We start from the raw sequence: 25,647 nt of genomic DNA, 5'->3' as shown, positions 1-25,647 counted from the left end.
CACTCACCTGTTGCCATTCGCCGCCGGCACGAGGCCGATGCCACGGCCGCGCTTGAAGCCGAACAGCCAGGCCAACACGACTGCCGGAAATTGGGCAATCGCCTCGTTGTAGCGCACGACGGCCTGGTTGAACTGGTCCGTTGCCGCGTGCACCTGGATCACCATCTGCGCGCGGCGTGCAGTGAGCGTCTCGGGCAGGCGCGGGCCTGCGAGGTCGTGCGCGTCGTCGCGCTCTGCCCGTTCCCACGCCATGGCGAGCACGTCTTGCGCGGCCCCCAATGCGGCGATGCCCTCGGGCTCCAGCGGGCGAGCGCGCGCCGCCGCGAGCGATGCCGCGAACTGTGCGGCCGCGCCGTGCAGGCCCGCCCAGAACGATGTGGGCTCGCCGTCCAGCGGCGCGGGCTGGGTAGGGTCGGGTGGCGGCAGGCACTCGCGCACCAGCGCCACCTGCTTGGAGAGTTCTGTTTCCAACGCCGAGAAGGCCGTGTTGGCTTCGGAACGCAGCCGCATCAGGCGGTTGTAGGCCCCCACCGCCCAGAACAGCAGGACGGCGGCAACGCTCCAGAGAACAATGGAAGACGGCATCGGTGAGGGCAACTCGAAATGAAAAACGCCCCGGCCTGTACAGGACGGGGCGTTCAGTTTACGGTGAAACCGCGTGCTTACTCGGTGGCTGCGCCTTCGCTGGCCTCAGGCGCCGTGGCACCTTCGGTCACGGCCGCAAGCTCAGCGGCTTCGGAGTCGGCGATGGCGCGGCGCTCGGCGTCGTCCATCTCGTCCTTGGCCTTGCGTGCCTTGTGGTAGGCCATGCCGGTGCCCGCGGGGATCAGGCGGCCGACGATGACGTTTTCCTTCAGGCCGCGCAGCTCGTCGCGCTTGCCCATGATCGCCGCCTCAGTCAGCACGCGCGTGGTTTCCTGGAAGGAAGCCGCGGAGATGAACGAATCGGTCGACAGCGAGGCCTTGGTGATGCCCAGCAGCAGGTTGCTCCAGGTCGGCGCGATCTTGCCGTCGCCGCGCAGCGCGTCGGTCGTGTCCAGGATTTCCGAACGCTCGACTTGTTCACCGGCGATGTAGCTGGAGTCGCCGACGTTGTCGACCACGACCCGGCGCAGCATCTGGCGAACGATCACCTCGATGTGCTTGTCGTTGATCTTCACGCCCTGCAAGCGGTACACGTCCTGCACTTCGTCGACGATGTAGCGGGCCAGCTCTTCGGCACCCAGCAGGCGCAGGATGTCCTGCGGATCGGCCGGGCCGTCGACCACCGACTCGCCCTTGTTGACCACCTGGCCTTCGTGCACCAGGATGTTCTTTTCCTTGGGCACGAGCTCTTCGTGAACGGCGCCTTCTGGTCCGGTGATCTGCAGGCGGATCTTGCCCTTGGTCTCCTTGCCGAACGACACCGTGCCGGTGATCTCGGCCAGCACGCCCTTGTCCTTGGGCGAACGGGCTTCGAACAGCTCGGCCACACGCGGCAGACCGCCGGTAATGTCGCGCGTCTTCTGGCCTTCGATCGGGATACGGGCCAGCACCTCGCCGCCACCCACGTCCTGGCCGTCGCGCACCTGGATCAGCGAGCCGACCGGGAAGCCGATCGTCACCGAGTGGTCGGTGCCTGGGATCTTCACTTCGTTGCCGGAAGCGTCGATCAGCTTGACCTGCGGGCGGATCAGCTTGGCCGAACGCTTCGGGTCGAACTTGATGACCACCAGCGTCGACAGGCCGGTCACTTCGTCGACCTGCTTGGCGACCGTGAGGCCTTCTTCGACGTTCTCGAAGTGCGCCTTGCCGGCGAACTCGGTAATGATCGGTCGCGTCAGCGGATCCCAGTTGGCGAGGATCGTGCCGGCCTTGACCGACTGGTCGGCCTTGACGGCCAGGATGGCACCGTACGGCACCTTGTGGCGCTCGCGCTCGCGGCCGTGCTCGTCGTGAATGACGATCTCGCCGGAACGCGCGATCACCACCAGCTCGCCCTTGGAGTTGGTCACGTAGCGCATCGTGCTGTTGAAGCCGATCACGCCGTTGGACTTGGCATCCACGCTCGAAGCGATGGCGGCGCGCGAAGCGGCGCCACCGATGTGGAACGTACGCATCGTCAGCTGCGTGCCGGGCTCGCCGATCGACTGGGCGGCGATCACGCCGACAGCTTCACCGACGTTCACCAGGCCGCCGCGGCCGAGGTCGCGGCCGTAGCACTTGGCGCAGATGCCGAAGCGCGTGGCGCAGGTCAGCGCGGTGCGGACCTTGACTTCGTCGTTGCCGTCGGCTTCGAGCTTCTCGATCACGTCCTCGTCCAGCATCGCGCCGGCCGCGACCGTCACGTTGCGGGTTTCGGGGTGCAGCACGTCTTCGGCCGCGACACGGCCGAGGATTCGGTCGCGCAGCGATTCGATCACTTCACCGCCTTCGACGATGGCGCGCATCAGCGAACCGTCGGTGGTGCCGCAATCTTCTTCGATGACGACCAAGTCCTGCGTCACGTCGACCAGGCGGCGCGTCAGGTAGCCCGAGTTCGCGGTCTTCAGCGCCGTGTCCGCCAGGCCCTTACGAGCACCGTGGGTGGAGATGAAGTACTGCAGCACGTTCAGGCCTTCACGGAAGTTGGCCGTGATGGGCGTCTCGATGATCGAGCCGTCCGGCTTGGCCATCAGGCCCCGCATGCCCGCCAGCTGGCGGATCTGCGCGGCGGAACCGCGGGCACCGGAGTCGGCCATCATGTAGATGGAGTTGAACGACTCCTGGTCCACTTCGTTGCCGTGGCGGTCGATGGTCTTTTCCTTGGCCAGCTGGGCCATCATGACCTTCGACACTTCGTCGCCGGCCTTGCCCCAGATGTCCACCACCTTGTTGTAGCGCTCGCCGGAGGTGACCAGGCCCGAGGTGTACTGCTGCTCGATCTCTTTCACTTCCTTCTCGGCGCGGGCGATGATCTCGGGCTTTTGCGGCGGCACGAGCATGTCGTCCACGCAGATCGAGATACCGGCCTTGGTGGCCAGGCGGAAGCCGTTTTGCAGCAGCTTGTCTGCGAATACGACGGTTTCCTTCAGGCCGCACTTGCGGAACGAAGTGTTGATGAGCTTGGAGATTTCCTTCTTCTTCAGCGCCTTGTTCAGGTTGGCGAACGGCAGGCCCTTGGGCAGGATCTCGGACAGCAGCGCGCGGCCGACGGTCGTCTCGATGATCGAGGTCGAAGGCACGAACTCGTTGGAGTCCTTGTCCTTGTTCCACTCGGTCAGGCGCACGTTCACCTTGGCGGTGAGCTCGACCTGGTTCGCGTCCAGCGCGCGCTGCACTTCGCCGATGTCGGCGAAGATCATGCCCTCGCCCTTGGCGTTGGTGCGCTCACGCGTCGTGTAGTACAGGCCCAGCACCACGTCTTGCGACGGGACGATGGCGGGCTCGCCGTTGGCGGGGAACAGCACGTTGTTGGAAGCCAGCATCAGCGTGCGGCATTCCATCTGCGCTTCCACCGACAGCGGCACGTGGACGGCCATCTGGTCGCCGTCGAAGTCGGCGTTGAAGGCCGCGCAGACCAGCGGGTGCAGCTGGATCGCCTTGCCTTCGATCAGGATCGGCTCGAACGCCTGGATGCCCAGGCGGTGCAGCGTGGGAGCGCGGTTCAGCATGATCGGGTGCTCTTTGATCACCTCTTCGAGGATGTCCCAGACCACCGGCGTGCCGGATTCGACTTCCTTCTTCGCCGCCTTGATGGTGGTGGCGATGCCCATGGCTTCCAGGCGCGAGAAGATGAACGGCTTGAACAGTTCCAGCGCCATCAGCTTCGGCAGGCCGCACTGGTGCAGCTTGAGCGTCGGGCCCACGGTGATGACCGAACGGCCGGAGTAGTCGACGCGCTTGCCCAGCAAGTTCTGGCGGAAGCGGCCGCTCTTGCCCTTGATCATGTCGGCCAGGGACTTCAGGGCGCGCTTGTTGGCGCCCGTCATGGCCTTGCCGCGGCGGCCGTTGTCGAGGAGCGAGTCAACCGCCTCTTGAAGCATCCGCTTCTCGTTGCGCGCAATGATCTCGGGAGCCTTCAACTCCAGCAGACGGCGCAGACGCGAGTTGCGGTTGATCACACGCCTATACAGGTCGTTCAGGTCGGAGGTCGCGAAGCGGCCGCCGTCCAGCGGCACCAGCGGACGCAGGTCCGGCGGCAGCACGGGCAGCACGTCCATCACCATCCACTGGGGCTTGATGCCGGACTTCTTGAACGCTTCCAGAACCTTCAGGCGCTTGGCGTTCTTCTTGACCTTGACTTCGGAGCCGGTCAGGTCGCCGCGCAGCTTCTCGATCTCGAGGTCGATGTCGATGCCTTCGAGCAGGTCCTTGATGCCTTCGGCGCCCATCTTGGCGACGTATTCGTCACCGTATTCCTTGCGCTTGGCCTCGTAGTCGTCCTCGGACATGATGCTGAACTTCTTCAGCGGGGTCATGCCGGGGTCGGTGACGACATAGGCTTCGAAGTACAGCACGCGCTCGATGTCGCGCAGCGTCATGTCCAGCACCAGGCCCAGGCGCGAAGGCAGGGACTTCAGGAACCAGATGTGGGCGCAGGGCGCGGCCAGGTCGATGTGGCCCATGCGCTCGCGGCGCACCTTGGTCTGCGTGACTTCAACGCCGCACTTCTCGCAGATGACGCCGCGGTGCTTCAGGCGCTTGTACTTGCCGCACAGGCATTCGTAGTCCTTGATGGGGCCGAAGATCTTGGCGCAGAAGAGGCCATCGCGCGCCGGCTTGAACGTGCGGTAGTTGATCGTTTCCGGCTTCTTGACTTCGCCGAAGGACCACGAGCGGATCTTCTCGGGCGAAGCCATGCCGATGCGGATGGCATCGAAATGCTCGTCCGGCGTGAATTGCTTGAACAGGTCGAGTAGTGATTTCATGTGTTCTCTTCCTTTTCCTGATTACGAACGCTCGAGTTCCATGTCGATGCCCAAGGAACGGATTTCCTTGACCAGGACGTTGAACGATTCCGGCATGCCGGCTTCGATGGCGTGCTCGCCCTTGACGATGCTCTCGTACACCTTGGTACGGCCCTGCACGTCGTCGGACTTGACGGTGAGCATTTCCTGCAGCGTGTACGCCGCGCCGTAGGCTTCCAGCGCCCACACTTCCATTTCGCCGAAACGCTGGCCGCCGAACTGGGCCTTGCCGCCCAGCGGTTGCTGCGTGACCAGCGAGTACGGGCCGGTCGAACGGGCGTGCATCTTGTCGTCCACCAAGTGGTGCAGCTTCAGCACGTGCATGTAGCCGACAGTGACGGGACGCTCGAACTGGTCGCCCGTGCGGCCGTCGCACAGCATCGCCTGCGTGCGCGTGGCCGTGAGGCCCTTGCGCTTCGCGATGTCTTCCGGATAAGCGAGCCTCAACATGCCGCGGATTTCTTCTTCCGAGGCGCCGTCGAACACCGGCGTCGCGAAGGGCACGCCCTTGGCGAGTTCACCGGCCATCTCGACCACATCGGTGTCGGACAGCTTGGCCAGGTCTTCCTTGCGGCCGGACTGGTTGTACAGCTGGTCCATGAACTTGCGCAGCTCGGCTTCCTTCGCCTCGTGTTGCAGCAGGTCACCGATGCGCTGGCCGATGCCCTTGGCGGCCCAGCCCAGGTGAACTTCCAGCACCTGGCCCACGTTCATGCGCGAAGGCACGCCCAGCGGGTTCAGCACGATGTCGCACGGCGTGCCGTCGGCCATGTAGGGCATGTCTTCGACCGGAACGATCTTGGAAACCACACCCTTGTTGCCGTGGCGGCCGGCCATCTTGTCGCCGGGCTGCAGGCGGCGCTTGACGGCCAGGTAGACCTTGACCATCTTCAGCACGCCGGCCGGCAGCTCGTCGCCTTGCGTCAGCTTCTTGCGCTTCTCTTCAAAAGCCAGGTCGAAGCTGTGGCGCGTCTGCTCCAGCGAGTTCTTGATCGACTCGAGCTGGTTGGCGACTTCGTCTTCCGCCGGGCGGATGTCGAACCAGTGGAACTTCTCGACGGAAGCCAAGTAGGCCTTGTCGAGCTTCGTGCCCTTGGCCAGCTTCTGCGGGCCGCCGTTGGCGACCTTGCCGTTCAGGAGCTTCTCGATCCGGTCGAACGCGTCGGCTTCGACGATGCGCAGCTGGTCGTTCAGGTCGAGGCGGAAACGCTTCAGTTCATCGTCGATGATCTGTTGCGCGCGCTTGTCGCGCTGGATGCCTTCACGGGTGAAGACCTGCACGTCGATCACGGTGCCTTGCGAGCCCTGGTCCACACGCAGCGAGGTGTCCTTCACGTCGGAAGCCTTCTCGCCGAAGATGGCGCGCAGCAGCTTCTCTTCCGGCGTCAGCGTCGTCTCGCCCTTCGGCGTGACCTTGCCCACCAGCGTGTCGCCGGGCTGCACTTCAGCGCCGACGTAGATGATGCCGGACTCGTCCAGGCGGTTCAGCTGCTGTTCGCTCAGGTTCGGGATGTCGCGCGTGATTTCCTCGGCGCCCAGCTTCGTGTCGCGGGCCATGACGACCAGCTCTTCGATGTGGATCGAGGTGTAGCGGTCGTCAGCGACGACGCGCTCGGAGATCAGGATCGAGTCTTCGAAGTTGTAGCCGTTCCAGGGCATGAACGCGACCAGCATGTTCTGGCCCAGGGCCAGTTCGCCCAGGTCGGTCGATGCGCCGTCAGCCACCACGTCGCCCTTGGCGATCTTGTCGCCGCGCTTGACGATGGGGCGCTGGTGGATGTTGGTGTTCTGGTTGGAACGCTGATACTTGATCAGGTTGTAGATGTCCACGCCCACTTCGCCGGCTTGCGCCTCGGCGTCGTTCACGCGCACCACGATACGGGTGGCATCGACATAGTCGACCACGCCGCCGCGGGTGGCGGTGACGACGGTGCCGGAGTCGACCGCGGAGACGCGCTCGATGCCGGTACCGACGAAGGCCTTCTCGGGACGCAGCACCGGCACGGCCTGGCGCTGCATGTTGGCGCCCATCAGCGCGCGGTTCGCGTCGTCGTGCTCGAGGAACGGCACCAGCGAAGCAGCAACCGACACGATCTGCGCCGGCGACACGTCCATGTACTGGATGCGGTCGGCGCCGATCAGCACCGATTCGCCGGCTTGACGCGCGGAAACCAGGTCACCGGTCAGCGTGCCTTCCTTGTCCAGGATGGCGTTGGCCTGGGCGATGACGTACTTGCCTTCTTCGATGGCCGACAGGTAATCGATTTCCATCGTGACCTTGCTGTCGATCACCCGGCGGTACGGCGTTTCGATGAAGCCGTATTCGTTCAGGCGGGCGTACAGGGCCAGCGAGTTGATCAGGCCGATGTTCGGGCCTTCCGGCGTTTCGATCGGGCACACGCGGCCGTAATGGGTGACGTGCACGTCGCGCACTTCGAAGCCGGCGCGCTCGCGGGTCAAGCCGCCCGGGCCCAGGGCCGAGACGCGGCGCTTGTGCGTGATCTCGGACAGCGGGTTGGTCTGGTCCATGAACTGCGACAGCTGCGACGCGCCGAAGAACTCCTTCAGGGCCGCGGAAATCGGCTTGGAGTTGATCAGGTCGTGCGGCATCAGCGGCTCTTGTTCGGCTTGGCCCAGACGTTCCTTCACGGCCTTCTCGATACGGGCCAGGCCGGTGCGGTACTGGTTTTCCGCCAGCTCACCGACGCAGCGAACACGGCGATTGCCGAGGTGATCGATGTCGTCGACTTCACCGCGGCCATTGCGCAGGTCCACCAGGATCTTGACCACGGCCAAGATATCCTCATTCGTCAGGACCATCGGGCCGGTCGATTCGTTGCGGCCGACCTTGGCGTTGAACTTCATGCGGCCCACGCGCGACAGGTCGTACGTGTCCGGGTTGTAGAACAGGCGCTGGAACAGGGCCTGCACGGCGTCTTCCGTCGGCGGCTCGCCGGGGCGCATCATGCGGTAGATGGCGACGCGGGCGGCGAACTCGTCCACGGTTTCGTCGATGCGCAGGGTCTGCGACATGTACGCGCCCTGGTCGAGTTCGTTCGTGTAGATGACCTGCAGATCCTGCACGCCGGCCGTGCGCAGCTTCTTCAGCAGCGCTTCGGTCAGCTCGTCGTTGGCCTTGGCGATGATCTCGCCGGTGTCGGCGTCGACGATGTTGCGGGCGACCACACGGCCGACCAGATAGTCTTCCGGCACGCTGATGTGCGTGGTGCCGGAGGTTTCCAGGTCACGCGTGTGGCGAACCGTGACGCGCTTGTCCTTGGCGACCACGACCTTGCCGGAGCGGTCGGTGATGTCGAAACGGGCGACTTCGCCGCGCAGGCGCTCGGGAACGAATTCCATCTGCGCGCCGCTGTCCATCAGGCGGAAGTTGTCGTTGACGAAGAAGTTGGCCAGGATCGATTCCGGCGTCAGGCCGATGGCCTTGAGCAGGATGGTGACCGGCATTTTGCGGCGGCGGTCGACGCGGAAGTACAGGATGTCCTTCGGATCGAATTCGAAGTCGAGCCAGGAGCCGCGGTACGGGATGATCCGCGCCGAGAACAGCAGCTTGCCCGAGCTGTGGGTCTTGCCCTTGTCGTGCTCGAAGAACACGCCCGGCGAACGGTGCAGCTGCGAGACGATCACGCGCTCGGTGCCGTTGATGATGAACGAGCCCTTGTCGGTCATCAGGGGCACTTCGCCCATGTAGACCTCTTGCTCCTTCACTTCCTTCACGACCTTCGACTGCGGCGTCGACGATTCACGGTCGTAAATGATCAGCTGGACTTTGGCGCGCACGGCGGACGCGTACGTCAGGCCGCGGGTCTGGCATTCACGCACGTCGAACGCGGGCTTGGCCAGGTTGTATTCCAGGAACTTCATCTCCACAAAGCCGTTGTGCGAGACGATGGGGAAGGCGGCATCGAACGCGGCCTGCAGACCTTCGATGGTCCGGGCTTTGGGGCCGATGTCGGCTTGCAGGAACGCGGTGTACGCGTCCTTTTGCATCTGCAGCAGGTAGGGAATTTCAAGCACGCTGTCGCGGCTGCCGAAGCTTTTGCGGATGCGCTTGCGTTCGGTGTAAGAATACGTGGACGTCTGGGCCATGAGATCTCCGGGCTAACTCTTGCGCAACTGTCACCCGGGTCTCGAGGCGTCGAGGCCGGGTTTCTTGGTGGGTTGGCCACTACCAACCATGGCGGACGGCGATGCATTGCACATCGCCCGAACCAAGGCATCTTCTGCAGTCGGGGTCAGAAGACACTCAAAAAAACTGGGGAACCTTGTATTGGACCAGTTTTTTTGGGTGCGTTCTTGGGCGCTCCCTATAAGCACTAAAGGCTGGAGGCCCTTTCGAGCTCTCCAGCCTCCCATGGCGAGCCGAATTACTTCAGTTCGACCTTGGCGCCGGCGTCTTCCAGCTTCTTCTTGGCAGCGTCGGCGTCGGCCTTGTTCATGCCTTCCTTGACAGCCTTGGGGGCGCCGTCGACCAGGTCCTTGGCTTCCTTCAAGCCCAGGCCGGTGATTTCGCGCACGGCCTTGATGACGGAAACCTTCTGTGCACCGGCTTCCAGCAGCTGGACGGTGAACTCGGTCTTCTCTTCAACGACCGCTGCAGCAGCGCCGCCACCGGCTGCCGGCGCGGCCATGGCCGCGGCGGACACGCCGAACTTCTCTTCGATGGCTTTCACCAGGTCGTTGAGTTCCATGACCGTCATGCTGTCCAGCGCGGTCAAAAATTGGTCTTTATCGAATGCCATTTTGATTTCCTAAATAAGTTGGGTACGGGCTGCCGCGTCAAGCAGCTGCTGCCTCAGCGGGTGCTTCAGCCGTAGCTTCGGCGCCGCCGCCTTTTTTCGCTGCCAGCGCTGCGAGCACCACGGCGGTGCGCGACATCGGCGACATCAACAAGCCACAAAGCTGGGCCAGCAAGACTTCCTTGGAGGGAATGCTTGCAAGCGCCTTCACACCGTTGACATCCAGGGCCTTGCCACCGAAGGCGCCACCGCGAATGACCAACTTGTCGTTGGTCTTCGCGAAGTCGGCCACCACCTTGGCGGCGGCCGTTGCGTCCACGGAGAAGCCATAGATCAGCGGACCGGTCATCTGGTCACCGACGACTTCAAATGCGCTACCTGCGACAGCACGGCGAGCCAGCGTGTTCTTCAGAACACTCAGGTTCACGCCCTTGCTGCGTGCATCGTTGCGCAGTTTGGTCATGTCAGCGACCGTGATGCCGCGGTATTCCGCCATCACCAGCGTTTGAGCTTTAGCGGCGAGGCCGGTCACTTCTTCAATGACCGCTTCTTTCTCACTGCGATTCAGACTCAAGGTCTACTCCTTAAAGTGCCGTCGGGTCCGAAAACCCTTCAACACACCTAGTTGCAGCGACCAACTGTCTTCAGAAATCTTTCGTTTTCCTGTTCAGCGGGATCGCCATCTGCGTTGGCCAGAGCCTGGAGGCGAACCTCTTAGCTCTACTATTAAGGGCAAGTTTCCCTGCCCGCCAACGGTCTTGGATGGCCCGGAAGCCTCTTGCGAAGCTTCCGACCCACCACACCCGGCGGCACCTTCCCGTGCCGCCGGGCAATTCCTTGCGCGGTAATTCCTCTCGGTTACGCCGAGATGGTTTGCGTGTCGACGCGGACACCCAGGCCCATGGTCGACGACACCGCCACCTTGCGCAGGTACACACCCTTGCTCGAAGCCGGCTTGGACTTGTTCAGCGCGTCGATCAGCGCGACCAGGTTGCCTTGCAGCTTGTCCGAGTCGAACGAGCGGCGGCCGATGGTCGCGTGGATGATGCCGGCCTTGTCGGCGCGGTACTGGACCTGGCCGGCCTTGGCGTTCTTCACCGCGGTGGCCACGTCGGGCGTCACGGTGCCGACCTTCGGGTTGGGCATCAGGCCGCGTGGGCCGAGGATCTGGCCGAGCGTACCGACGATGCGCATCGCATCCGGAGCGGCGATCACCACGTCGAACGGCATGTCGCCGGCCTTCACGCGGGCAGCCAGGTCGTCCATGCCGACGATGTCGGCGCCGGCGGCCTTGGCTTCTTCAGCCTTGGCGCCTTGGGCGAACACGGCCACGCGCTTGGTCTTGCCGGTGCCGTTGGGCAGCACGACAGCGCCGCGAACCACTTGGTCCGACTTCTTCGGGTCGATGCCCAGCTGGACGGCCACGTCGATGGACTCATCGAACTTGGCGGTCGCGGCTTCCTTCACGAAGCCTAGGGCTTCGGCGAAAGCGTACAGCTTGGTCGAGTCGACCTTGCCTTGCAGGGCTTTTTGTTTCTTTGTGAGCTTAGCCATGATTTAGAGGCCCTCCACCGTGATGCCCATGGAACGGGCGGAGCCGGCCAGGGTGCGGATCGCGGCGTCCACGCTCGCGGCGTTCATGTCCTTCAGCTTGGTCTTGGCGATTTCTTCCAGCTGTGCGCGGGTGATCTTGCCGACCTTGTTGCTGTGGGGGGTCGCAGAACCCTTGTCCAGCTTGACGGCCTTCTTGATCAGGACCGTCGCGGGCGGGGTCTTGATGATGAAGGTGAAGCTCTTGTCCGCGTAGGCCGTGATCACGACCGGCAGCGGCAGACCGGGCTCAACGCCCTGGGTCTGGGCGTTGAACGCCTTGCAGAACTCCATGATGTTCAGGCCGCGTTGGCCCAGCGCCGGGCCGATCGGCGGCGACGGATTGGCTTTGCCTGCAGGAACCTGCAATTTGACAAAACCGACGATTTTCTTCGCCATGGTTTTACTCCTTACGGGTGCAAACGCCTTGGTCTCTAAGACCTCGGCTCCCCGGGGGTTAACAGCTCTTTGCCTTCAAAAATCCGCGCCGAGCTGGTTAGCGCAGATTCCTAATCAGATTCGTAGGGTGGGCACTCGTGCCCACCGCCTCAGGTCTTTTCGACCTGGCTGAATTCCAGTTCCACGGGCGTAGCGCGACCAAAGATCGTCACCGACACGCGGACCTTGTTCTTTTCGTAATTGACTTCTTCGACTGTGCCGTTGAAGTCGGTGAACGGGCCGTCCTTGACGCGCACGTACTCGCCGGTGATGAACTCGACCTTGTGGCGGGGCTTTTCGGTGCCCTCTTCCATCTGGCCGAGGATCTTGGCGACTTCGTCTTGCGAAATCGGAGCCGGGCGGTTCTTGGCGCCGCCGACAAAGCCGGTCACCTTGTTGGTGTGCTTCACCAGGTGCCAGGTGTCATCGTTCATGATCATCTGCACCAGCACATAGCCGGGGTAGAAGCGGCGCTCGGACGTCTTCTTCTGCCCATTCTTGATCTCGACCACTTCTTCCGTGGGCACCAGGATTTCGCCGAACATATCCTGCATGCCGGCGCGCATGATGCGCTCACGGATGTTGCGCTCGACGGCCTTTTCCATGCCCGAGTAAGCGTGCACGACATACCAGTGCATGTCCGGATGCACGGGCTTGGCCGGGACGGCTGGCTGCTCGGCGGACGCGTCGGCTGCGGTGTCGGTGATATCGCTCATTACTTCTTCCACCCCAGGATCAGGTCATAGAACACCCACTCGAGGGTCTTGTCGGTCAGCCACAGGAAGATGGCCATGATGGCGCAGAAGGCGATGACGTAAAGCGTCATCTGGATCGACTCCTTGCGGCTCGGCCAGACGACCTTCTTGACTTCCTTCCAGGAGTCGCGGCCGAAGGCCACGAATTCCTTGCCGGTCTCGGAGTTCACGAACACCACGAATGCGGCGACCAACCCGACGATGAGCGCACCCCATTGCGCGACTTGGCCCTGCTTGGCCAGCAGGTAGAAGCCGGCCAGCGCCGCGATCACCAAGGCGACGGCAGCGCCCAGCTTTGCCTTGTCGGCGCCGGTCGTGACGGTTTCAACTTGAGAAGTGGCCATTTGCGGCTTTATTCCTGCTTCGAATCAATGCGTGCCTTGAAGACACTAAGCCCGTCACGGCGTGACGGGCTTGTTTAGGTGCCACTCTCAGGTGGCAGGGGCAGTAGGAATCGAACCTACAACCTTCGGTTTTGGAGACCGACGCTCTGCCAATTGAGCTATACCCCTACGTATCCGCTACGCTCCAGACAAAACGTCCCTGCTTCCGCAGGGCCGTCCTTCTGATTTTTACTCCAGAATCTTGGCAACGACACCGGAACCGACCGTCTTGCCGCCTTCGCGGATGGCAAAGCGCAGGCCTTCTTGCATGGCGATGGGGTTGATCAGCTTGACGGTGATCGACACGTTGTCGCCGGGCATGACCATTTCCTTGTCCTTGGGCAGCTCGATGGCGCCCGTCACGTCCGTGGTGCGGAAGTAGAACTGGGGACGGTAGTTGTTGAAGAACGGCGTGTGACGGCCACCTTCGTCCTTGCTCAGCACGTACACCTCGGCGGTGAAGTGCGTGTGCGGCTTGATCGAGCCGGGCTTGCACAGCACCTGGCCGCGCTGCACGTCTTCGCGCTTGGTGCCGCGAAGCAGGATACCGACGTTGTCGCCGGCCTGGCCCTGGTCCAGCAGCTTCCTGAACATTTCCACGCCGGTGCAGGTGGTCTTCTGGGTGACGGCAATGCCGACGATCTCGATTTCTTCGCCGACCTTGACGATGCCGCGCTCGATACGGCCGGTCACCACAGTGCCGCGGCCGGAGATGGAGAACACGTCTTCGACGGGCATCAGGAAGGCGCCGTCAATGGCACGCTCGGGCTGGGGGATGTAGCTGTCCATGGCTTCAGCCAGTTTCATGATGGCCTGCTCGCCCAGTTCGCCCTTGTCGCCTTCCAGGGCCAGCTTGGCGCTGCCGTGGATGATGGGGGTGTCGTCGCCGGGGAAGTCGTACTTGGACAGGAGTTCGCGCAGCTCCATCTCGACGAGTTCGAGCAGCTCGGCGTCGTCGACCATGTCGCACTTGTTCAGGAACACCAGGATGTAGGGCACGCCGACCTGGCGGGCCAGCAGGATGTGCTCGCGGGTCTGGGGCATGGGGCCGTCAGCGGCCGAGCACACCAAAATCGCGCCGTCCATCTGGGCGGCGCCGGTGATCATGTTCTTGACGTAGTCGGCGTGGCCGGGGCAGTCGACGTGGGCGTAGTGGCGGTTGGCCGTTTCGTATTCCACGTGGGCGGTGTTGATGGTGATGCCGCGCGCTTTTTCTTCAGGAGCCGCGTCGATCTGGTCGTACGCCTTGGCTTCGCCGCCAAACTTCGATGCCAGCACCGAGGTGATCGCCGCCGTCAACGTGGTCTTGCCATGGTCCACGTGGCCAATCGTGCCTACGTTGACGTGCGGCTTGGTCCGCTCGAATTTTCCTTTTGCCATTTTTCGACTCCGAAAAAAGAAACTAACTCATCAATCAAAAAAACCTGGTGCAGCATTCCAAACGTGCACCCTGACCATGGTGCCCTTGGCGGGAATCGGACCCGCGACCTCTCCCTTACCAAGGGAGTGCTCTACCACTGAGCCACAAGGGCGAAATCTCTTCGCCGCACTCGCACTATTCGTACGCTTAACCAACAACCGCCGCAGTCTGTGGAGCGGGAGACGGGAATCGAACCCGCGTCATTAGCTTGGAAGGCTAGGGTTCTACCATTGAACTACTCCCGCCTGGGGTTCGACGTCCTGGACTCGACTTCATTCAACCCTTGCAGGCTTCCTTAAGCTCTACACAAACCGCATCGTCATTTCGTTTTGCCAACCTTCGAAAAGATTGGTGGAGGAGGCTGGATTCGAACCAGCGTAGGCGTAAGCCAACAGATTTACAGTCTGCCCCCTTTAGCCACTCGGGCACCCCTCCGGCGAACCTCGAAATATAGCACGGTTTGCCCGCCCTGTTCTCCACTTCTGCTCCCGCGCGCCCGGCAAATGCGTTTCCAACGATCCCGGAAGCCCTAGAACACCCCGGGATGGCCCCGAGCGGCCAGCCACTCCCGGGCGGCGGCGAAGTGGCCGCAACCAAGGAAGGGCACCGGTGGCCGGCGGGCGGACAGGGGCGACGGGTGGTTGGATTGCAGCACCAGCGCCTCGCGGCCGTGCAAGCGCGCGGCCTCCTCGATGAGGCCTGCCTTGGCCTGCGCGTGGGCGCCCCACAGCATATAGACGCACGGCGAGGCCTTTGCCGCCACCTCCGCCAAGAGGGCGTCGGTCAGCACCTCCCAACCCTTTTTGGCGTGGCTGCCCGGCGCTCCGTCCTCGACGGTGAGGCTGGTGTTGAGCAGCAGAATGCCGCGTTGAGCCCACTCGACCAACGAACCGTGCATCGGCGACGGCTCCTGCGGACCGCAGTGCAGCTCCTTGAAGATGTTGCGCAGCGACGGCGGCAGCTTGACACCCGGACGCACAGAAAACGCCAAACCCTCAGCTTGGCCCGGGCCATGGTAGGGGTCTTGCCCCAGGATCACCGCGCGCACGCTGTGCAGCGGTGTGAGCTCCAGCGCGCGAAACGGCCGGGGCGGATAGATCGTCGCACCGGCAGCAAGGCGCTCCTCGACGAACGCGCCCAGACGTTCGCCGGCGGCACTGGCCAGGAACGCGTCAACCACCGGTTTCCAGCCGGGCGCCAAAGGCCAATGCTCGGGGTCCCAGCTGAGCAGACGCCCCGACTCGGCCGGCTCCAGGCCCAGCTCAGCCTGGGCCGCCGGGTTGCGCGGCTGTTTCATCAAAAACGCTCGCTCAACCGCCGAACAGCGCCGCCAGGGCCGACCCCGGGTCGTCCGCCCGCATGAAGGCTTCGCCAACCAGGAAGGCATGAACGCCGGCATCGCGCATCTTCTTCACATCCGCGGCAGTCGCGATGCCGGACTCGGTCACCACCAGCCGATCGGCGGGCACATCCTTGAGCATGCCCAGCGTGGCGTCCAGCGACACCTCGAAACTGCGCAGGTTGCGATTGTTGATGCCCACCAGCGGCGTCTTGAGCTTGAGCGCGCGCTCCAGTTCGGCGCGGTCGTGCACTTCGACCAGCACGGCCATGTCCAGACTGCGCGCGATCGCTTCCAGCTCGGCCATTCGCGCGTCGTCCAGGCACGCAGCGATCAGCAGCACGCAGTCCGCGCCCATCGCGCGCGACTCGTAGATCTGGTACGGATCCACCATGAAGTCCTTGCGCAGCACCGGCAGGCCGCACGAGGCACGGGCTTGTTTCAAGTAGTCGGGCTGGCCCTGGAAGAACTGCCGGTCGGTCAGCACCGACAGGCAGGCCGCGCTGGTCTTGCCGTCGCCTTCGGCGTAGCTTTGCGCGATGTCCGCCGGGATGAAGTCGGCGCGCAGCACGCCCTTGCTGGGGCTGGCCTTCTTAATCTCGGCGATCACCGCGCTCTGGCCGGCGGCGATCTTGCGGCGCAGCGCGCCTTCGAAGTCGCGGGTCAACACGCGGCTTTCTGCATCGGTCCGCATCGCGGCCAGGGAAGTCTTGCGCTGGGCCGCCGCGATCTCTTCGCGCTTGACGGCAATGATCTGGTCGAGGATATCGGACATGTTCAAGCCGCCAGGGTTTTCGACAACGCCACCAGCTGTTCCAGCCGGGCCTTGGCCGCGCCGCTTTCGATCGCCGCGCGAGCCTTGTCGATGCCGGCCTTGATCGAGTCCGCCACGTTGGCCGCATACAGTGCCGCGCCGGCGTTGAGGATCACGATCTCCCGCGCCGCACCCGGCTGGTTGTCCAGCACGCTCATCAGCATCTGCCGCGACTGCTCTGGCGTTTCGACCTTGAGCGTGCGGTTGCTGGCCATCGCCAAGCCGAAGTCCTCTGGGTGGATTTCGTATTCGGAGATTTCGCCGTTCTTGAGCTCGCCAACCAGGGTGGCCGCGCCCAAGCTGACTTCGTCCATGCCGTCACGCCCATAGACCACCAGCGCGTGCTCGGCGCCCAGCCGCTGCAGCGCGCGCACCTGGATGCCGACCAGATCGGCGTGGAACACGCCCATCAGGATGTTGGGCGCGCTGGCCGGGTTGGTGAGCGGGCCCAGGATGTTGAAGATCGTGCGCACGCCCAGTTCCTTGCGGATCGGCGCGACATTCTTCATCGCCGGGTGGTGGTTGGGCGCGAACATGAAGCCGATGCCCACTTGCTCGATGCACTTGGCAATGGCCTCGGGCGACAGGTTGATGTTCAGCCCCAGGCTTTCCATCACGTCGGCGCTGCCGCTCTTGCTGGAGACGCTGCGCCCGCCGTGCTTGCTGACCTTGGCGCCCGCCGCGGCAGCGACGAACATGGAGCAAGTGGAGATGTTGAACGTGTGCGAACTGTCGCCGCCCGTTCCCACGATGTCGACCAGGTGCGTCTTGTCGGCGACATTCACCTTGGTCGAGAACTCGCGCATCACCTGCGCCGCGGCCGTGATCTCGCCAATGGTTTCCTTCTTGACGCGCAGGCCGGTGATCAGCGCCGCCATCATCACCGGCGACAGCTCGCCGCTCATGATCATGCGGACGACACTCAGCATTTCGTCGTGGAAGATTTCGCGGTGTTCGATGGTGCGCTGCAGCGCTTCTTGCGGGGTGATGGGCATATGGCCTCCTCTTATGGGGCAGTGGGATTGTCGGACAGGGCCAGTTTGAGGCCGAACCCGATGAACATGGCGGCTGCTGCGCGATCCAGCCAATGCATACCGCGCTGGACCGCATCGCGCCGCGCCAGCCAGGCAGCGGCCAGGGCCCAGCCCGAATTCACCGGGATCGCGTTGAGGTTGAAGATCACACCCAGCAGCACGAAGGCCAGCGCCTTGTTGCCGGCATCGGGCGCAATGAATTGCGGCACGAACGCCAGGAAGAAGATGGCGACCTTGGGGTTGAGCACGTTCGTGAGGAAGCCGCCGAAGAACACCGACTTCAAATCCCGCGGCGCGCCCTCGGCGGCCACGGCCATCAGGTCGGGCTCAGTTTGCGGCGCCTTCGCGAGCAGGATCTTGAACCCCACCCACAACAGGTAGGCCGCGCCCAGGTACTTGAGCACGGTGAACGCCACGGCCGAGGTCGCAAGCAACGCACCGACCCCCAGCGCTGCCGCGAAGATGTGGACGAAGCAGCCCGCCGTGATGCCCAGGCCCGCGACGATGCCCGACTTGGCGCCGGAACGCAGCGAGTTGGTGACGATATAGAGCACGTCCGGGCCCGGCGTGAGATTGAGCAGCCAACCCGCGGCGATGAACAGGAGCAGATGCTGGGTATCGGGCATCGCATCAGCTCCCGAAGAACCCGCGGATCGCCGCGACTGCGCGGTCGACGCCCGCTGCGTCTACGTCGAGGTGCGTCACGAACCGCAGCCGATACAAACCCGTCGACCGCACGCCCTGCTCCGCCAAGTGCTTAAGGAATGCAGCGGACCGGTCTCGCGCCGCACCCTTCAAATCCACGAACAGGATATTGGTCTGGGGCGCTTCGACCTGCAGGCCGTCTATTCCGGCCAACCCTTGCGCCAGCCGGCGCGCCAGCGCATGGTCGTCGGCAAGGCGATCGATGTGATGGTCAAGCGCATATGACGCAGCCGCGGCCAGCACGCCGGCCTGGCGCATGGCCCCACCGGCCATCTTGCGCACCCGCCGAGCCCGTGCGATGAATTCGCGCGAGCCGCACAGTGTCGAACCCACCGGCGCGCCCAGCCCTTTGCTGAAGCACACCGAAACGCTGTCGAAGCACTGCGCGATGCGCCGGGCCTCGGTCCGCGCATTCCCGCCGGTTGCGGCGGCTTGTGCCACCGCGGCGTTGAACAAGCGCGCGCCATCGAGGTGACGAGCCAGACCCTTGTCCTTGGCCATTGCGGTCGCCTGTTCGACGTAGGCGAACGGCAGCAGCTTGCCGCCCAGCGTGTTCTCCAGCGCCAGCAGGCGCGAACGGGCAAAGTGCGGATCGTCCGGCTTGATCGCCGCTTCGATGTCCGCCAGCGCCAGTGTGCCGTCGGGCTGGTGATCCAGCGGCTGCGGCTGCACACTGCCGAACACCGCCGCGCCGCCGCCTTCCCATCGATAGCTGTGCTGCATCTGGCCGACGATGTATTCATCGCCGCGCTGGCAGTGCGACAGAATGCCGCACAGGTTGCTCTGCGTTCCCGTCGGCACGAACAGCGCGGCCTCGAAGCCCAGCATCGAGGCGATCTTTTCCTGCAGCGCGTTTACGCTCGGGTCGTCGCCGAATACGTCGTCGCCCAGCGGCGCTGCGACCATCGCGGCGCGCATGCCTTCGGTCGGCTGGGTGACGGTATCGCTGCGCAGATCAACCGGGCCGCTCATCGCCTCTGCTCCAGGAAGTTCCTCAGCATGGCGTGCCCGTGCTCGGTGAGGATGGATTCCGGGTGGAACTGCACGCCTTCGATGGCGAGCTCCTTGTGGCGTACGCCCATGATCTCGCCGTCATCGGTCCACGCGGTCGTTGCCAGTTCAGCGGGGCAGGACGACTTCTCGATCGCCAGCGAGTGGTAGCGGTTCACCGTGAACTGCTCGGGCAGCCCGGCGAACACGCCTTCCTGCGTCGTGGTGATCACGCTGGTCTTGCCGTGCATCAGCTGCTGGGCACGGATGATCTTGCCGCCGAATGCCGCGCCAATGGCCTGGTGCCCCAGGCATACGCCCAGGATCGGCAGCTTGCCCGCGAAATGGCGGATGGCTTCGACCGAGATGCCCGCCTCGGCGGGCGAGCAGGGCCCCGGTGACACCACCAGCAAATCAGGAGCGCGCTCGGCGACTCCCGCCACCGTGATCTCGTCGTTGCGATGCACTTCCACCTGGGCACCCAGTTCGCCGAAGTACTGCACCAGGTTGTAGGTGAAGCTGTCGTAGTTGTCGATCATGAGCAGCTTCATGCCTGCGCTCCTTCGCGCAGCCGCGCGAATTCCTGGCGCTCGAAGGCGATGAAGGCGTCGATCATGGCGCGATAGGTCGCCTCCATCACCGCCTCGGGCGCGCCCTGCTTCGCCGCCATGTCTTTCACGCGGTCGACGATGAAGTCGATGCGCGCCTGGTCGTAGACGTGTGCGGCGTCCTGCTTGATGCGCGCGGCCTGGGCCACGTAGCCGCTGCGCTCGGCCAGCAAGGCGACGATGCGCGTATCGAGCTCGTCGATGTGCCGGCGCACGTCGGCCATGGTCTCGCAATGTTGGACGTTCTTCATTCCAATCCCTCCTCGACCAGCTCCGATGCGCGCAGCAAGGCGCGGGCCTTCGCCTCGGTCTCTCTCCACTCCAGCTCGGGCACGGAGTCGGCGACGACGCCGGCCGCGGCCTGCACATACAGCATCTGGTCCTTGATGATGCCGGTGCGGATCGCGATCGCGACGTCCATGTCGCCGGCATAACTCAGGTACCCGCAGGCACCGCCGTACAGGCCGCGTTTGGTGGGCTCCAACTGGTCGATCAGTTCCATCGCATGCACTTTGGGCGCGCCGGTCAGCGTGCCCGCCGGGAAGGTCGCCTTCAACACGTCGATGCTCGTCATGCCGTCGTTCAGGATGCCTTCCACGTTGCTCACGATGTGCATCACATGGCTGTAGCGCTCCACCGCAAAAGCCTCGGTCACCTTCACGGTGCCGGTCTTGGCGATGCGGCCGATGTCGTTGCGCGCCAGGTCAATCAGCATCACGTGCTCGGCGCGCTCCTTCGGGTCGTTGATCAGTTCCTGCTCGACGGCCTTGTCCTGTTCCACGTTGGCCGCGCGCGGGCGCGTGCCGGCCAGCGGCCGGATCGTGACCTTCTGGCCTTCCGGCATCTGCTCCTGCCGCACCAGGATTTCCGGCGAGGCGCCCACCACGTGGAAATCCCCGAAGTGGTAGTAGTACATGTAAGGGCTGGGGTTCAATGAACGCAGCGCGCGGTAGAGCGACAGCGGCGACTCGGTGTAGCGCTTCTTGATGCGCTGGCCCACCTGCACCTGCATGAAGTCGCCGGCAGCGATCAACTCCTTCGCGTGATCCACGGCCTTCAGGTAGTCGGCCTTCGAGAAGTCGCGCTCGGCCGGATAGCCCTGGGTCTGCTTGATGACGGGCGCGCTCACCGAGTATTTGAGCTGCTCGCGAAGTTCACGCAGGCGCTTCTTGCCGTTGGTGTAAGCCTCGGGCGCCGCCGGGTCGGCATAGACGATCAGATACAGCTTGCCCGACAGATTGTCGATCACCGCAAGCTCTTCGCATTGCAGCAGCAGGATGTCGGGGCAGTGCAGCGTGTCGGGCGGGCAGCTCTTTTCGAGCTTCTTCTCGATGTGGCGCACCGTGTCGTAGCCGAAGTAGCCGGCCAGGCCACCGCAAAAGCGCGGCAGGCCCGGACGCAGCGCCACCTTGAAACGCTTCTGGTAGGCCTCGATGAAGTCCAGCGGATTTCCGCGCGCGGTCTCCACGACCTTGCCGTCGGTGACGACCTCGGTCATGGCGTCGGCGCCAAAGCCGCTGGAGCGCAGCAACGTGCGCGCCGGCAGGCCGATGAAGCTGTAGCGCCCGAAGCGCTCGCCGCCGACGACGGACTCCAGCAGGAAGCTGTGCTTGCCGCCGTCCCGCGCATGGGCCAGCTTGAGGTACAGCGACAGCGGGGTTTCGAGGTCGGCGAACGCCTCGGCGATCAGGGGGATGCGGTTATAGCCCGCAACGCCCAGGCTTTTGAATTCGAGTTCGGTGATCAAGGGTGAGCCTCCACAAGCTCCGCGGCGATGAGCCGCGTTCAGATTTCAAGACGGTGCCTCGAGAGTGAGGCGCGGGGGCACGGGCTGCCCCGTGCAATCAGGAACGCACGAATTGCGGCTTCCGCCAGGGCCAGGCTCCCTGGCCCCTGAGACCTGCAACATTGGTGCGGTGGATGGACATGGGCGAAAGTGTAGCAAACCTTCGGGTGCCTGCCGCGCGGACGCTTGTAACCAGCGATGCTTCGGAAGCAACGCGCGAAAACCCTATTGCGACAAAAAGCGGTGGTACGCGAGAATTCCAAAATCGCACGAGCGTTCTTTTTCCGGAGGAGAAACGATGAAGATCAAGCAATGGGGGCTCGCCCTGTGCGCCCTCGTCCTGGCTGCGAGTGCGTTCGCGGAGGTCACTGTTTCGGGCGTCAAGTTCGAGGACACGGCGGACGTGCGGGGTGCCAAGGCGCAGTTGAATGGCGCGGGCGTCCGCTACAAGGCGGTGTTCAAGGTCTACGCGGCCGGGCTCTATCTGCCCAAGAAGGCCAGCACGCCCGAAGAAGTGCTGGCCATGCCGGGCGCCAAGCGCATGACCATCACGATGCTGCGCGACATCGACTCGTCGGAGCTGGGAAAGCTCTTTTCGCGCGGCGTGGAAGACAACATGGACAAGGCGGCGTTTTCCAAGCTGATCCCGGGCGTGATGCGCATGAGCCAGATCTTTTCCGATTGCAAGAAGCTCAACGCCGGCGACAGTTTCATGATCGACTGGGTGCCGGGAACAGGCACGGTGATCACGGTGAAATGCGCGAAAGACAGCGAGCCGTTCAAGGAACCCGAGTTCTTCAACGCCCTGCTCCGCATCTGGCTCGGCCCCAACCCCGCCGACTGGAAACTCAAGGACGCGCTGCTGGGCAAGGCCGCCTGATCACCTGATCGGCTTGATCATCGCCGCGACGTCGGCCAGCGAATCGGCATACCCGTCGGCGTCCACGCCGCGCACCGGCTCGCCGTGGTTGTAGCCGTAGGTGACCAGGATCACCGGGCATCCCGCAGCCCGCGCCGCTTGTGCGTCATTGCTCGAATCGCCCACCATCAGGGTGCGCGCGGGCGAGGTGCCGAGCGCTTCGCAGGTCTTCTGCAACGGGAGGGGATCGGGCTTCTTGCGCTCGAAGGCATCGCCGCCGAACACGAAATCGAAGTACGTGTCCAGGCCCTTGGCTGCGAGCAATGGCTTGGCGAAATTCGTGGGCTTGTTGGTGAGACACGCCAGGCGCAAACCCGCGGACTGGAGCGCCTGCAGGCCTTCTGCCACGCCGTCGTAGACCGCCGAGTGCTTGCCGTTGATCACGAGGTAGTGCTTCTGATAGGACTGCCACGCGCGTTCGTACAAGGACGCGTCGGCGCCCACGTGCGCGAGCACCGATCGGATCAAGTGTTCCGAGCCCTTGCCCACCATCTGTTCGATGGCCGAGGGCTCAATGCGCGGCAGCGCAAGCTCGCCCAGCATCTCGTTGAGGGCGACCGCAAAGTCGCCCATGGTGTCGACCATGGTGCCGTCGAGGTCGATGATGGCGGCTTGCAGGCCCGAAGGCAGTGGATGGATGAAGTGCATGAATTCGCGGAGTGACCGCGAATTCTGACTCACTCCTTGGGCTTGGCCGGCGTGAACCAGGCGTCGGTCGCCTTGCGCGCCCACTCGGCGATCTGGTTGTGGGCCTCTTCCTTGGCGACGCCGTAGCGTTCCTGGATCTTGCCCGCCATTTCCTCGCGGCGGCCGGCCACGATGTCCAGGTCGTCATCGGTCAGCTTGCCCCATTGCGCCTTGGCCTGGCCGGACACCTGTTTCCAATTGCCTTGAATGCGATCCCAGTTCATAGGACCTTCCGCCCGCTGATCACGCGCAGCAGCACGACCACGATCGCGATGACGAGCAGGATGTGGATCAAGCCGCCGGCGCTGACGGATGTGACCATCCCGAGCAGCCAGAGGATCACCAGAATGACGGCGATGGTGTAGAGCATGATGATTCCTTAATGTGTGATGGCGGGCGTTGCCGTGCCGCCGATGAGCATGATGCGGTCGCCGCTGCGCCAAGGGGAGGCGCTGGCGCTGCTGCTGGTGCGGGTCGTGCCATCACGCATCCGCACGGTGAATTCGAAACTGGCCGGCACGGTTCCCCCGTGCTCGACGCGACGGATGGCCTCCACCACCCCCCACCCTGACGGCAGCGACACGCGAACCACGGCTGGCGCCTGCGGCGGCGCGATCGGCCGGACGGCCGGTACGCTCGCCGTGGCGACCGAGCTGAAGACCACGGCGGCAGTGACAAAGGTGAGGTTCATGGAATTCTCGAATCAAGTGGTTATGGCTTGGCGACGGGGCGTTCGCTCTCGCGCAGGATGCCGCCTTGCTGTGCGCTGCCGCTCGTCTTGCCCTGCTCGATGCGCACGACGCAGTCTTCGCGGTCCTGGGCGGGCAAAGCGTTGCAGCGGTTCAGGCTGTTCTGCTTCTGCGTGGAATCGCCCGATGTGGCCAGGCCCTCGCGCCTGGCTTCTTGCAAGGCCGCGGCCGCTTCCTTGAGGCAAGTGGCGCGGTCCTGGTTGGAGGTGCCGTTGATGCACACCGCGCGCTCCTGCTGGTAGCGTGCCTGCGCTTCCGATACCTTCGCGGCCGAAGCCGCGCCGGCAACGAACAGGAGGGCGGCAGCGCCGCCCGCCACGCTCATCGAACGCAAGAGCCGGTTCATTACTTCACGCGCATGTCGTTGGCGACCGAGGTCACGCCCTTGACGGCTTGCGCCACGACAACGGCGCGATCGGCATTGGCACGGGTGCTGACGAAGCCGCTCAGCTGGACGCGGCCCTTGAAGGTCTCGACGTTGATCTCGGCGGACTTGAGGCCCGGCTCGTTGAAGATCGCGGCCTTCACCGAAGTGGTGATGGCGGTGTCGTCGATGTATTGGCCGGTGCTTTCGTGTTTTTGCGAAGAGGCACAGCCGGCCAGTGTGGTGAGGGCGATGGCGGCCAGCAGGACGGAGGTGCGTGCGAAATGGTTCATGTGATCTTTCGAGGTGTCTTGGGACTGCCCGGCGAAAAACTCACTGGGCGGGATGACGGCGTCAACCCATGTAGGTTGCGCGCAGCACTTCGCAAGGTCTGTGCGCTGCCGTACCGATGAGCCGCGCGGCGTGTAGGAGAGGACCGCTTGTTGAACTCGATGCGCGTTCGCGCTGAGCTATGTACGGGATCGCACAGACGTTGCCGGACAGCGCGCGCACCGTGCAGTCAAGGTCCGCTTCCGGGCCCGGCAAGCATCACACTGGAGACACACACATGAAGCTACACATCAAGACCGCTCTCGCGGCCGCCACCATGGTCCTGTCCGCGCAGGCCATGGCGCAAGTCACGTTCTACGAAGCCGAAGGCTATCGCGGCCGCGCATTTTCCACCAACACGCAAGTTGCCGACTTCACCCGCGGCGGCTTCAACGACCGCTCTTCGTCCGTGGTCGTCGAACGCGGCCGCTGGGAGATCTGCGAGCACGCCGCTTTCGGCGGACGCTGCGTCGTCCTGCGCCGCGGCAGCTACGACTCGCTGCGCGCGCTGGGAATGGAGAACACGATCTCGTCGGTGCGCCCCATCACCAACAACCGCCGCTATGAGAACGAGCCCGAGCCGATGGCCGCTGCCGATTACCAGTACCGCCGCCGCTACAACGAGCGCGTGTATGACGCGCAGGTGACCAACGTGCGGGCCGTGATGGGCGCTGCGACGGAACGCTGCTGGGTCGAGCGCCAGCAGGTGTCTGATTCAGGTGGCCGCAACGTCGCAGGCACCATCGCCGGCGCGTTGATCGGCGGCGTGCTGGGTCACCAGGTCGGCGGAGGTTCCGGCAAGGACATCGCCACCGTAGGCGGCGCAGTCGCCGGCGGCGTGATCGGCTCGAACATGAGCCAGGGCAACAACTACGGCAGCCGCGACGTGCGCCGCTGCGAGAACACCACCAGCGGAACGCCGGCCTATTGGGACGTGACCTACAACTTCCGCGGCCGCGATCACCAGCTGCAGATGTCGGCGGCCCCGGGCGCCACCATTGCAGTCAACGGCGACGGCGTGCCGAGGCAGTAACCCGCTGCGGAATGCGAA

26 protein-coding genes and 4 tRNA genes are annotated in these 25,647 nt (G+C 64.1%); 2 read left to right on the top strand and 28 right to left on the bottom strand.

Annotation, left to right across the window (positions count from 1 at the left end):
* Positions 1-3 precede the first annotated feature (3 nt).
* From EEB15_RS00225 to trpE, 22 genes are all read right to left on the bottom strand, one after another.
* Entirely contained in the window at positions 4-585 is a 582-nt protein-coding gene (locus EEB15_RS00225) for a LemA family protein (protein ID WP_141507522.1), read from the bottom strand.
* A gap of 77 nt (positions 586-662) precedes the next feature.
* Complete coding sequence (rpoC, locus tag EEB15_RS00220; protein ID WP_141507521.1) at positions 663-4,889, bottom strand: DNA-directed RNA polymerase subunit beta'; 4,227 nt, start codon at positions 4,887-4,889, stop codon at positions 663-665.
* Between the two features lie 21 nt (positions 4,890-4,910).
* Complete coding sequence (gene rpoB / locus EEB15_RS00215) at positions 4,911-9,035, bottom strand: DNA-directed RNA polymerase subunit beta (protein ID WP_141507520.1); 4,125 nt, start codon at positions 9,033-9,035, stop codon at positions 4,911-4,913.
* A 278-nt stretch (positions 9,036-9,313) separates the two neighbouring features.
* The gene (rplL, locus tag EEB15_RS00210) at positions 9,314-9,688 is read right to left on the bottom strand and encodes a 50S ribosomal protein L7/L12 (RefSeq protein ID WP_141507519.1); all 375 of its coding nucleotides are present in this window, start codon (positions 9,686-9,688) and stop codon (positions 9,314-9,316) included.
* Positions 9,689-9,725: 37 nt separating this feature from the next.
* Positions 9,726-10,259: a 50S ribosomal protein L10 gene (rplJ, locus tag EEB15_RS00205; protein ID WP_141507518.1), complete on the bottom strand. Its 534-nt coding sequence runs from the start codon at positions 10,257-10,259 to the stop codon at positions 9,726-9,728.
* Between the two features lie 284 nt (positions 10,260-10,543).
* Positions 10,544-11,239, bottom strand: a complete 696-nt coding sequence (gene rplA, locus EEB15_RS00200) for a 50S ribosomal protein L1 (RefSeq protein WP_141507517.1) — start codon at positions 11,237-11,239, stop codon at positions 10,544-10,546.
* Between the two features lie 3 nt (positions 11,240-11,242).
* The gene (gene rplK / locus EEB15_RS00195; protein WP_141507516.1) at positions 11,243-11,674 is read right to left on the bottom strand and encodes a 50S ribosomal protein L11; all 432 of its coding nucleotides are present in this window, start codon (positions 11,672-11,674) and stop codon (positions 11,243-11,245) included.
* A gap of 149 nt (positions 11,675-11,823) precedes the next feature.
* A complete protein-coding gene (gene nusG / locus EEB15_RS00190; protein ID WP_233259324.1) occupies positions 11,824-12,351 on the bottom strand; it encodes a transcription termination/antitermination protein NusG in 528 nt (175 codons plus the stop codon).
* A 77-nt stretch (positions 12,352-12,428) separates the two neighbouring features.
* Complete coding sequence (gene secE, locus EEB15_RS00185; RefSeq protein ID WP_141507515.1) at positions 12,429-12,812, bottom strand: preprotein translocase subunit SecE; 384 nt, start codon at positions 12,810-12,812, stop codon at positions 12,429-12,431.
* Positions 12,813-12,904: 92 nt separating this feature from the next.
* Positions 12,905-12,980 (bottom strand) — tRNA-Trp (locus EEB15_RS00180).
* Positions 12,981-13,040: 60 nt separating this feature from the next.
* Positions 13,041-14,231, bottom strand: a complete 1,191-nt coding sequence (tuf, locus tag EEB15_RS00175) for an elongation factor Tu (protein WP_141507514.1) — start codon at positions 14,229-14,231, stop codon at positions 13,041-13,043.
* Positions 14,232-14,308: 77 nt separating this feature from the next.
* Positions 14,309-14,383: transfer RNA gene (locus EEB15_RS00170), tRNA-Thr, on the bottom strand.
* Between the two features lie 59 nt (positions 14,384-14,442).
* Positions 14,443-14,516, bottom strand: a tRNA-Gly gene (locus EEB15_RS00165).
* Between the two features lie 104 nt (positions 14,517-14,620).
* Positions 14,621-14,706: transfer RNA gene (locus tag EEB15_RS00160), tRNA-Tyr, on the bottom strand.
* 94 nt (positions 14,707-14,800) lie between these two features.
* The gene (locus tag EEB15_RS00155; protein WP_141507513.1) at positions 14,801-15,568 is read right to left on the bottom strand and encodes a uracil-DNA glycosylase; all 768 of its coding nucleotides are present in this window, start codon (positions 15,566-15,568) and stop codon (positions 14,801-14,803) included.
* Positions 15,569-15,581: 13 nt separating this feature from the next.
* Positions 15,582-16,385, bottom strand: a complete 804-nt coding sequence (gene trpC, locus EEB15_RS00150) for an indole-3-glycerol phosphate synthase TrpC (RefSeq protein WP_141507512.1) — start codon at positions 16,383-16,385, stop codon at positions 15,582-15,584.
* A gap of 2 nt (positions 16,386-16,387) precedes the next feature.
* Positions 16,388-17,419 carry an anthranilate phosphoribosyltransferase gene (gene trpD, locus EEB15_RS00145; RefSeq protein ID WP_141507511.1) on the bottom strand — a complete coding sequence of 344 codons (1,032 nt, stop codon included), beginning with the start codon at positions 17,417-17,419 and terminating at the stop codon, positions 16,388-16,390.
* A gap of 11 nt (positions 17,420-17,430) precedes the next feature.
* A complete protein-coding gene (locus tag EEB15_RS00140) occupies positions 17,431-18,084 on the bottom strand; it encodes a LysE family translocator (RefSeq protein ID WP_141507510.1) in 654 nt (217 codons plus the stop codon).
* Positions 18,085-18,088: 4 nt separating this feature from the next.
* Positions 18,089-19,135: a low-specificity L-threonine aldolase gene (gene ltaE, locus EEB15_RS00135; RefSeq protein ID WP_141507509.1), complete on the bottom strand. Its 1,047-nt coding sequence runs from the start codon at positions 19,133-19,135 to the stop codon at positions 18,089-18,091.
* Positions 19,132-19,704: an aminodeoxychorismate/anthranilate synthase component II gene (locus tag EEB15_RS00130; protein WP_141507508.1), complete on the bottom strand. Its 573-nt coding sequence runs from the start codon at positions 19,702-19,704 to the stop codon at positions 19,132-19,134. Before EEB15_RS00130 ends, ltaE begins: the two co-directional genes overlap by 4 nt.
* Positions 19,701-20,012, bottom strand: a complete 312-nt coding sequence (locus tag EEB15_RS00125; protein WP_141507507.1) for a chorismate mutase — start codon at positions 20,010-20,012, stop codon at positions 19,701-19,703. Before EEB15_RS00125 ends, EEB15_RS00130 begins: the two co-directional genes overlap by 4 nt.
* Positions 20,009-21,508: an anthranilate synthase component I gene (gene trpE / locus EEB15_RS00120; RefSeq protein WP_141507506.1), complete on the bottom strand. Its 1,500-nt coding sequence runs from the start codon at positions 21,506-21,508 to the stop codon at positions 20,009-20,011. Before trpE ends, EEB15_RS00125 begins: the two co-directional genes overlap by 4 nt.
* Before the next feature lie 337 nt (positions 21,509-21,845).
* Here trpE and EEB15_RS00115 point away from each other — a divergent pair, with 337 nt between their 5' ends.
* Positions 21,846-22,427, top strand: a complete 582-nt coding sequence (locus EEB15_RS00115) for a chalcone isomerase family protein (protein WP_141507505.1) — start codon at positions 21,846-21,848, stop codon at positions 22,425-22,427.
* Here the strand turns inward: EEB15_RS00115 and EEB15_RS00110 are convergent, their stop codons facing one another.
* The 6 genes from EEB15_RS00110 to EEB15_RS00085 are packed head-to-tail and all read right to left on the bottom strand — an operon-like array spanning position 22,428 to position 24,559.
* On the bottom strand, positions 22,428-23,114 hold the full coding sequence (locus EEB15_RS00110; protein ID WP_141507504.1) for a phosphoglycolate phosphatase: 687 nt from the start codon (positions 23,112-23,114) through the stop codon (positions 22,428-22,430).
* A gap of 29 nt (positions 23,115-23,143) precedes the next feature.
* Complete coding sequence (locus EEB15_RS00105) at positions 23,144-23,377, bottom strand: CsbD family protein (RefSeq protein ID WP_141507503.1); 234 nt, start codon at positions 23,375-23,377, stop codon at positions 23,144-23,146.
* Positions 23,374-23,523 (bottom strand): lmo0937 family membrane protein, encoded by a 150-nt coding sequence (locus tag EEB15_RS00100; protein WP_141507502.1) that lies wholly within the window; start codon positions 23,521-23,523, stop codon positions 23,374-23,376. The genes EEB15_RS00105 and EEB15_RS00100 overlap by 4 nt, the downstream gene beginning before the upstream one ends.
* Before the next feature lie 9 nt (positions 23,524-23,532).
* Positions 23,533-23,844, bottom strand: a complete 312-nt coding sequence (locus tag EEB15_RS00095) for a hypothetical protein (RefSeq protein ID WP_141507501.1) — start codon at positions 23,842-23,844, stop codon at positions 23,533-23,535.
* 20 nt (positions 23,845-23,864) lie between these two features.
* The gene (locus tag EEB15_RS00090) at positions 23,865-24,248 is read right to left on the bottom strand and encodes a hypothetical protein (protein ID WP_141507500.1); all 384 of its coding nucleotides are present in this window, start codon (positions 24,246-24,248) and stop codon (positions 23,865-23,867) included.
* Positions 24,248-24,559 (bottom strand): BON domain-containing protein, encoded by a 312-nt coding sequence (locus EEB15_RS00085; protein WP_141507499.1) that lies wholly within the window; start codon positions 24,557-24,559, stop codon positions 24,248-24,250. The genes EEB15_RS00090 and EEB15_RS00085 overlap by 1 nt, the downstream gene beginning before the upstream one ends.
* A gap of 275 nt (positions 24,560-24,834) precedes the next feature.
* Here EEB15_RS00085 and EEB15_RS34495 point away from each other — a divergent pair, with 275 nt between their 5' ends.
* Positions 24,835-25,629, top strand: a complete 795-nt coding sequence (locus EEB15_RS34495; protein ID WP_141507498.1) for a beta/gamma crystallin-related protein — start codon at positions 24,835-24,837, stop codon at positions 25,627-25,629.
* The last annotated feature ends 18 nt before the right edge of the window (positions 25,630-25,647 follow it).

This window comes from Ramlibacter sp. WS9 (genome assembly GCF_003797765.1).
GTDB lineage: Bacteria > Pseudomonadota > Gammaproteobacteria > Burkholderiales > Burkholderiaceae_C > Ramlibacter.
This window is presented reverse-complemented; position numbering and strand designations above follow the sequence as displayed.

Bases quoted from the DNA above. Each gene is read 5' to 3' on its own strand.
- rplK (WP_141507516.1), bottom strand. From the start codon at position 11,674: ATGGCGAAGAAAATCGTCGGTTTTGTCAAATTGCAGGTTCCTGCAGGC.
- EEB15_RS00115 (WP_141507505.1), top strand. From the start codon at position 21,846: ATGAAGATCAAGCAATGGGGGCTCGCCCTGTGCGCCCTCGTCCTGGCT.
- EEB15_RS00130 (WP_141507508.1), bottom strand. From the start codon at position 19,704: ATGAAGCTGCTCATGATCGACAACTACGACAGCTTCACCTACAACCTG.
- EEB15_RS00110 (WP_141507504.1), bottom strand. From the start codon at position 23,114: ATGCACTTCATCCATCCACTGCCTTCGGGCCTGCAAGCCGCCATCATC.
- EEB15_RS00105 (WP_141507503.1), bottom strand. From the start codon at position 23,377: ATGAACTGGGATCGCATTCAAGGCAATTGGAAACAGGTGTCCGGCCAG.
- EEB15_RS00100 (WP_141507502.1), bottom strand. From the start codon at position 23,523: ATGCTCTACACCATCGCCGTCATTCTGGTGATCCTCTGGCTGCTCGGG.
- rplA (WP_141507517.1), bottom strand. From the start codon at position 11,239: ATGGCTAAGCTCACAAAGAAACAAAAAGCCCTGCAAGGCAAGGTCGAC.
- EEB15_RS00125 (WP_141507507.1), bottom strand. From the start codon at position 20,012: ATGAAGAACGTCCAACATTGCGAGACCATGGCCGACGTGCGCCGGCAC.
- rpoC (WP_141507521.1), bottom strand. From the start codon at position 4,889: ATGAAATCACTACTCGACCTGTTCAAGCAATTCACGCCGGACGAGCAT.
- tuf (WP_141507514.1), bottom strand. From the start codon at position 14,231: ATGGCAAAAGGAAAATTCGAGCGGACCAAGCCGCACGTCAACGTAGGC.
- nusG (WP_233259324.1), bottom strand. From the start codon at position 12,351: ATGCACTGGTATGTCGTGCACGCTTACTCGGGCATGGAAAAGGCCGTC.
- EEB15_RS00140 (WP_141507510.1), bottom strand. From the start codon at position 18,084: ATGCCCGATACCCAGCATCTGCTCCTGTTCATCGCCGCGGGTTGGCTG.
- trpD (WP_141507511.1), bottom strand. From the start codon at position 17,419: ATGCCCATCACCCCGCAAGAAGCGCTGCAGCGCACCATCGAACACCGC.
- secE (WP_141507515.1), bottom strand. From the start codon at position 12,812: ATGGCCACTTCTCAAGTTGAAACCGTCACGACCGGCGCCGACAAGGCA.
- EEB15_RS34495 (WP_141507498.1), top strand. From the start codon at position 24,835: ATGAAGCTACACATCAAGACCGCTCTCGCGGCCGCCACCATGGTCCTG.
- EEB15_RS00090 (WP_141507500.1), bottom strand. From the start codon at position 24,248: ATGAACCGGCTCTTGCGTTCGATGAGCGTGGCGGGCGGCGCTGCCGCC.
- trpC (WP_141507512.1), bottom strand. From the start codon at position 16,385: ATGTCCGATATCCTCGACCAGATCATTGCCGTCAAGCGCGAAGAGATC.
- EEB15_RS00225 (WP_141507522.1), bottom strand. From the start codon at position 585: ATGCCGTCTTCCATTGTTCTCTGGAGCGTTGCCGCCGTCCTGCTGTTC.
- EEB15_RS00155 (WP_141507513.1), bottom strand. From the start codon at position 15,568: ATGAAACAGCCGCGCAACCCGGCGGCCCAGGCTGAGCTGGGCCTGGAG.
- EEB15_RS00085 (WP_141507499.1), bottom strand. From the start codon at position 24,559: ATGAACCATTTCGCACGCACCTCCGTCCTGCTGGCCGCCATCGCCCTC.
- EEB15_RS00095 (WP_141507501.1), bottom strand. From the start codon at position 23,844: ATGAACCTCACCTTTGTCACTGCCGCCGTGGTCTTCAGCTCGGTCGCC.
- rplL (WP_141507519.1), bottom strand. From the start codon at position 9,688: ATGGCATTCGATAAAGACCAATTTTTGACCGCGCTGGACAGCATGACG.
- ltaE (WP_141507509.1), bottom strand. From the start codon at position 19,135: ATGAGCGGCCCGGTTGATCTGCGCAGCGATACCGTCACCCAGCCGACC.
- rpoB (WP_141507520.1), bottom strand. From the start codon at position 9,035: ATGGCCCAGACGTCCACGTATTCTTACACCGAACGCAAGCGCATCCGC.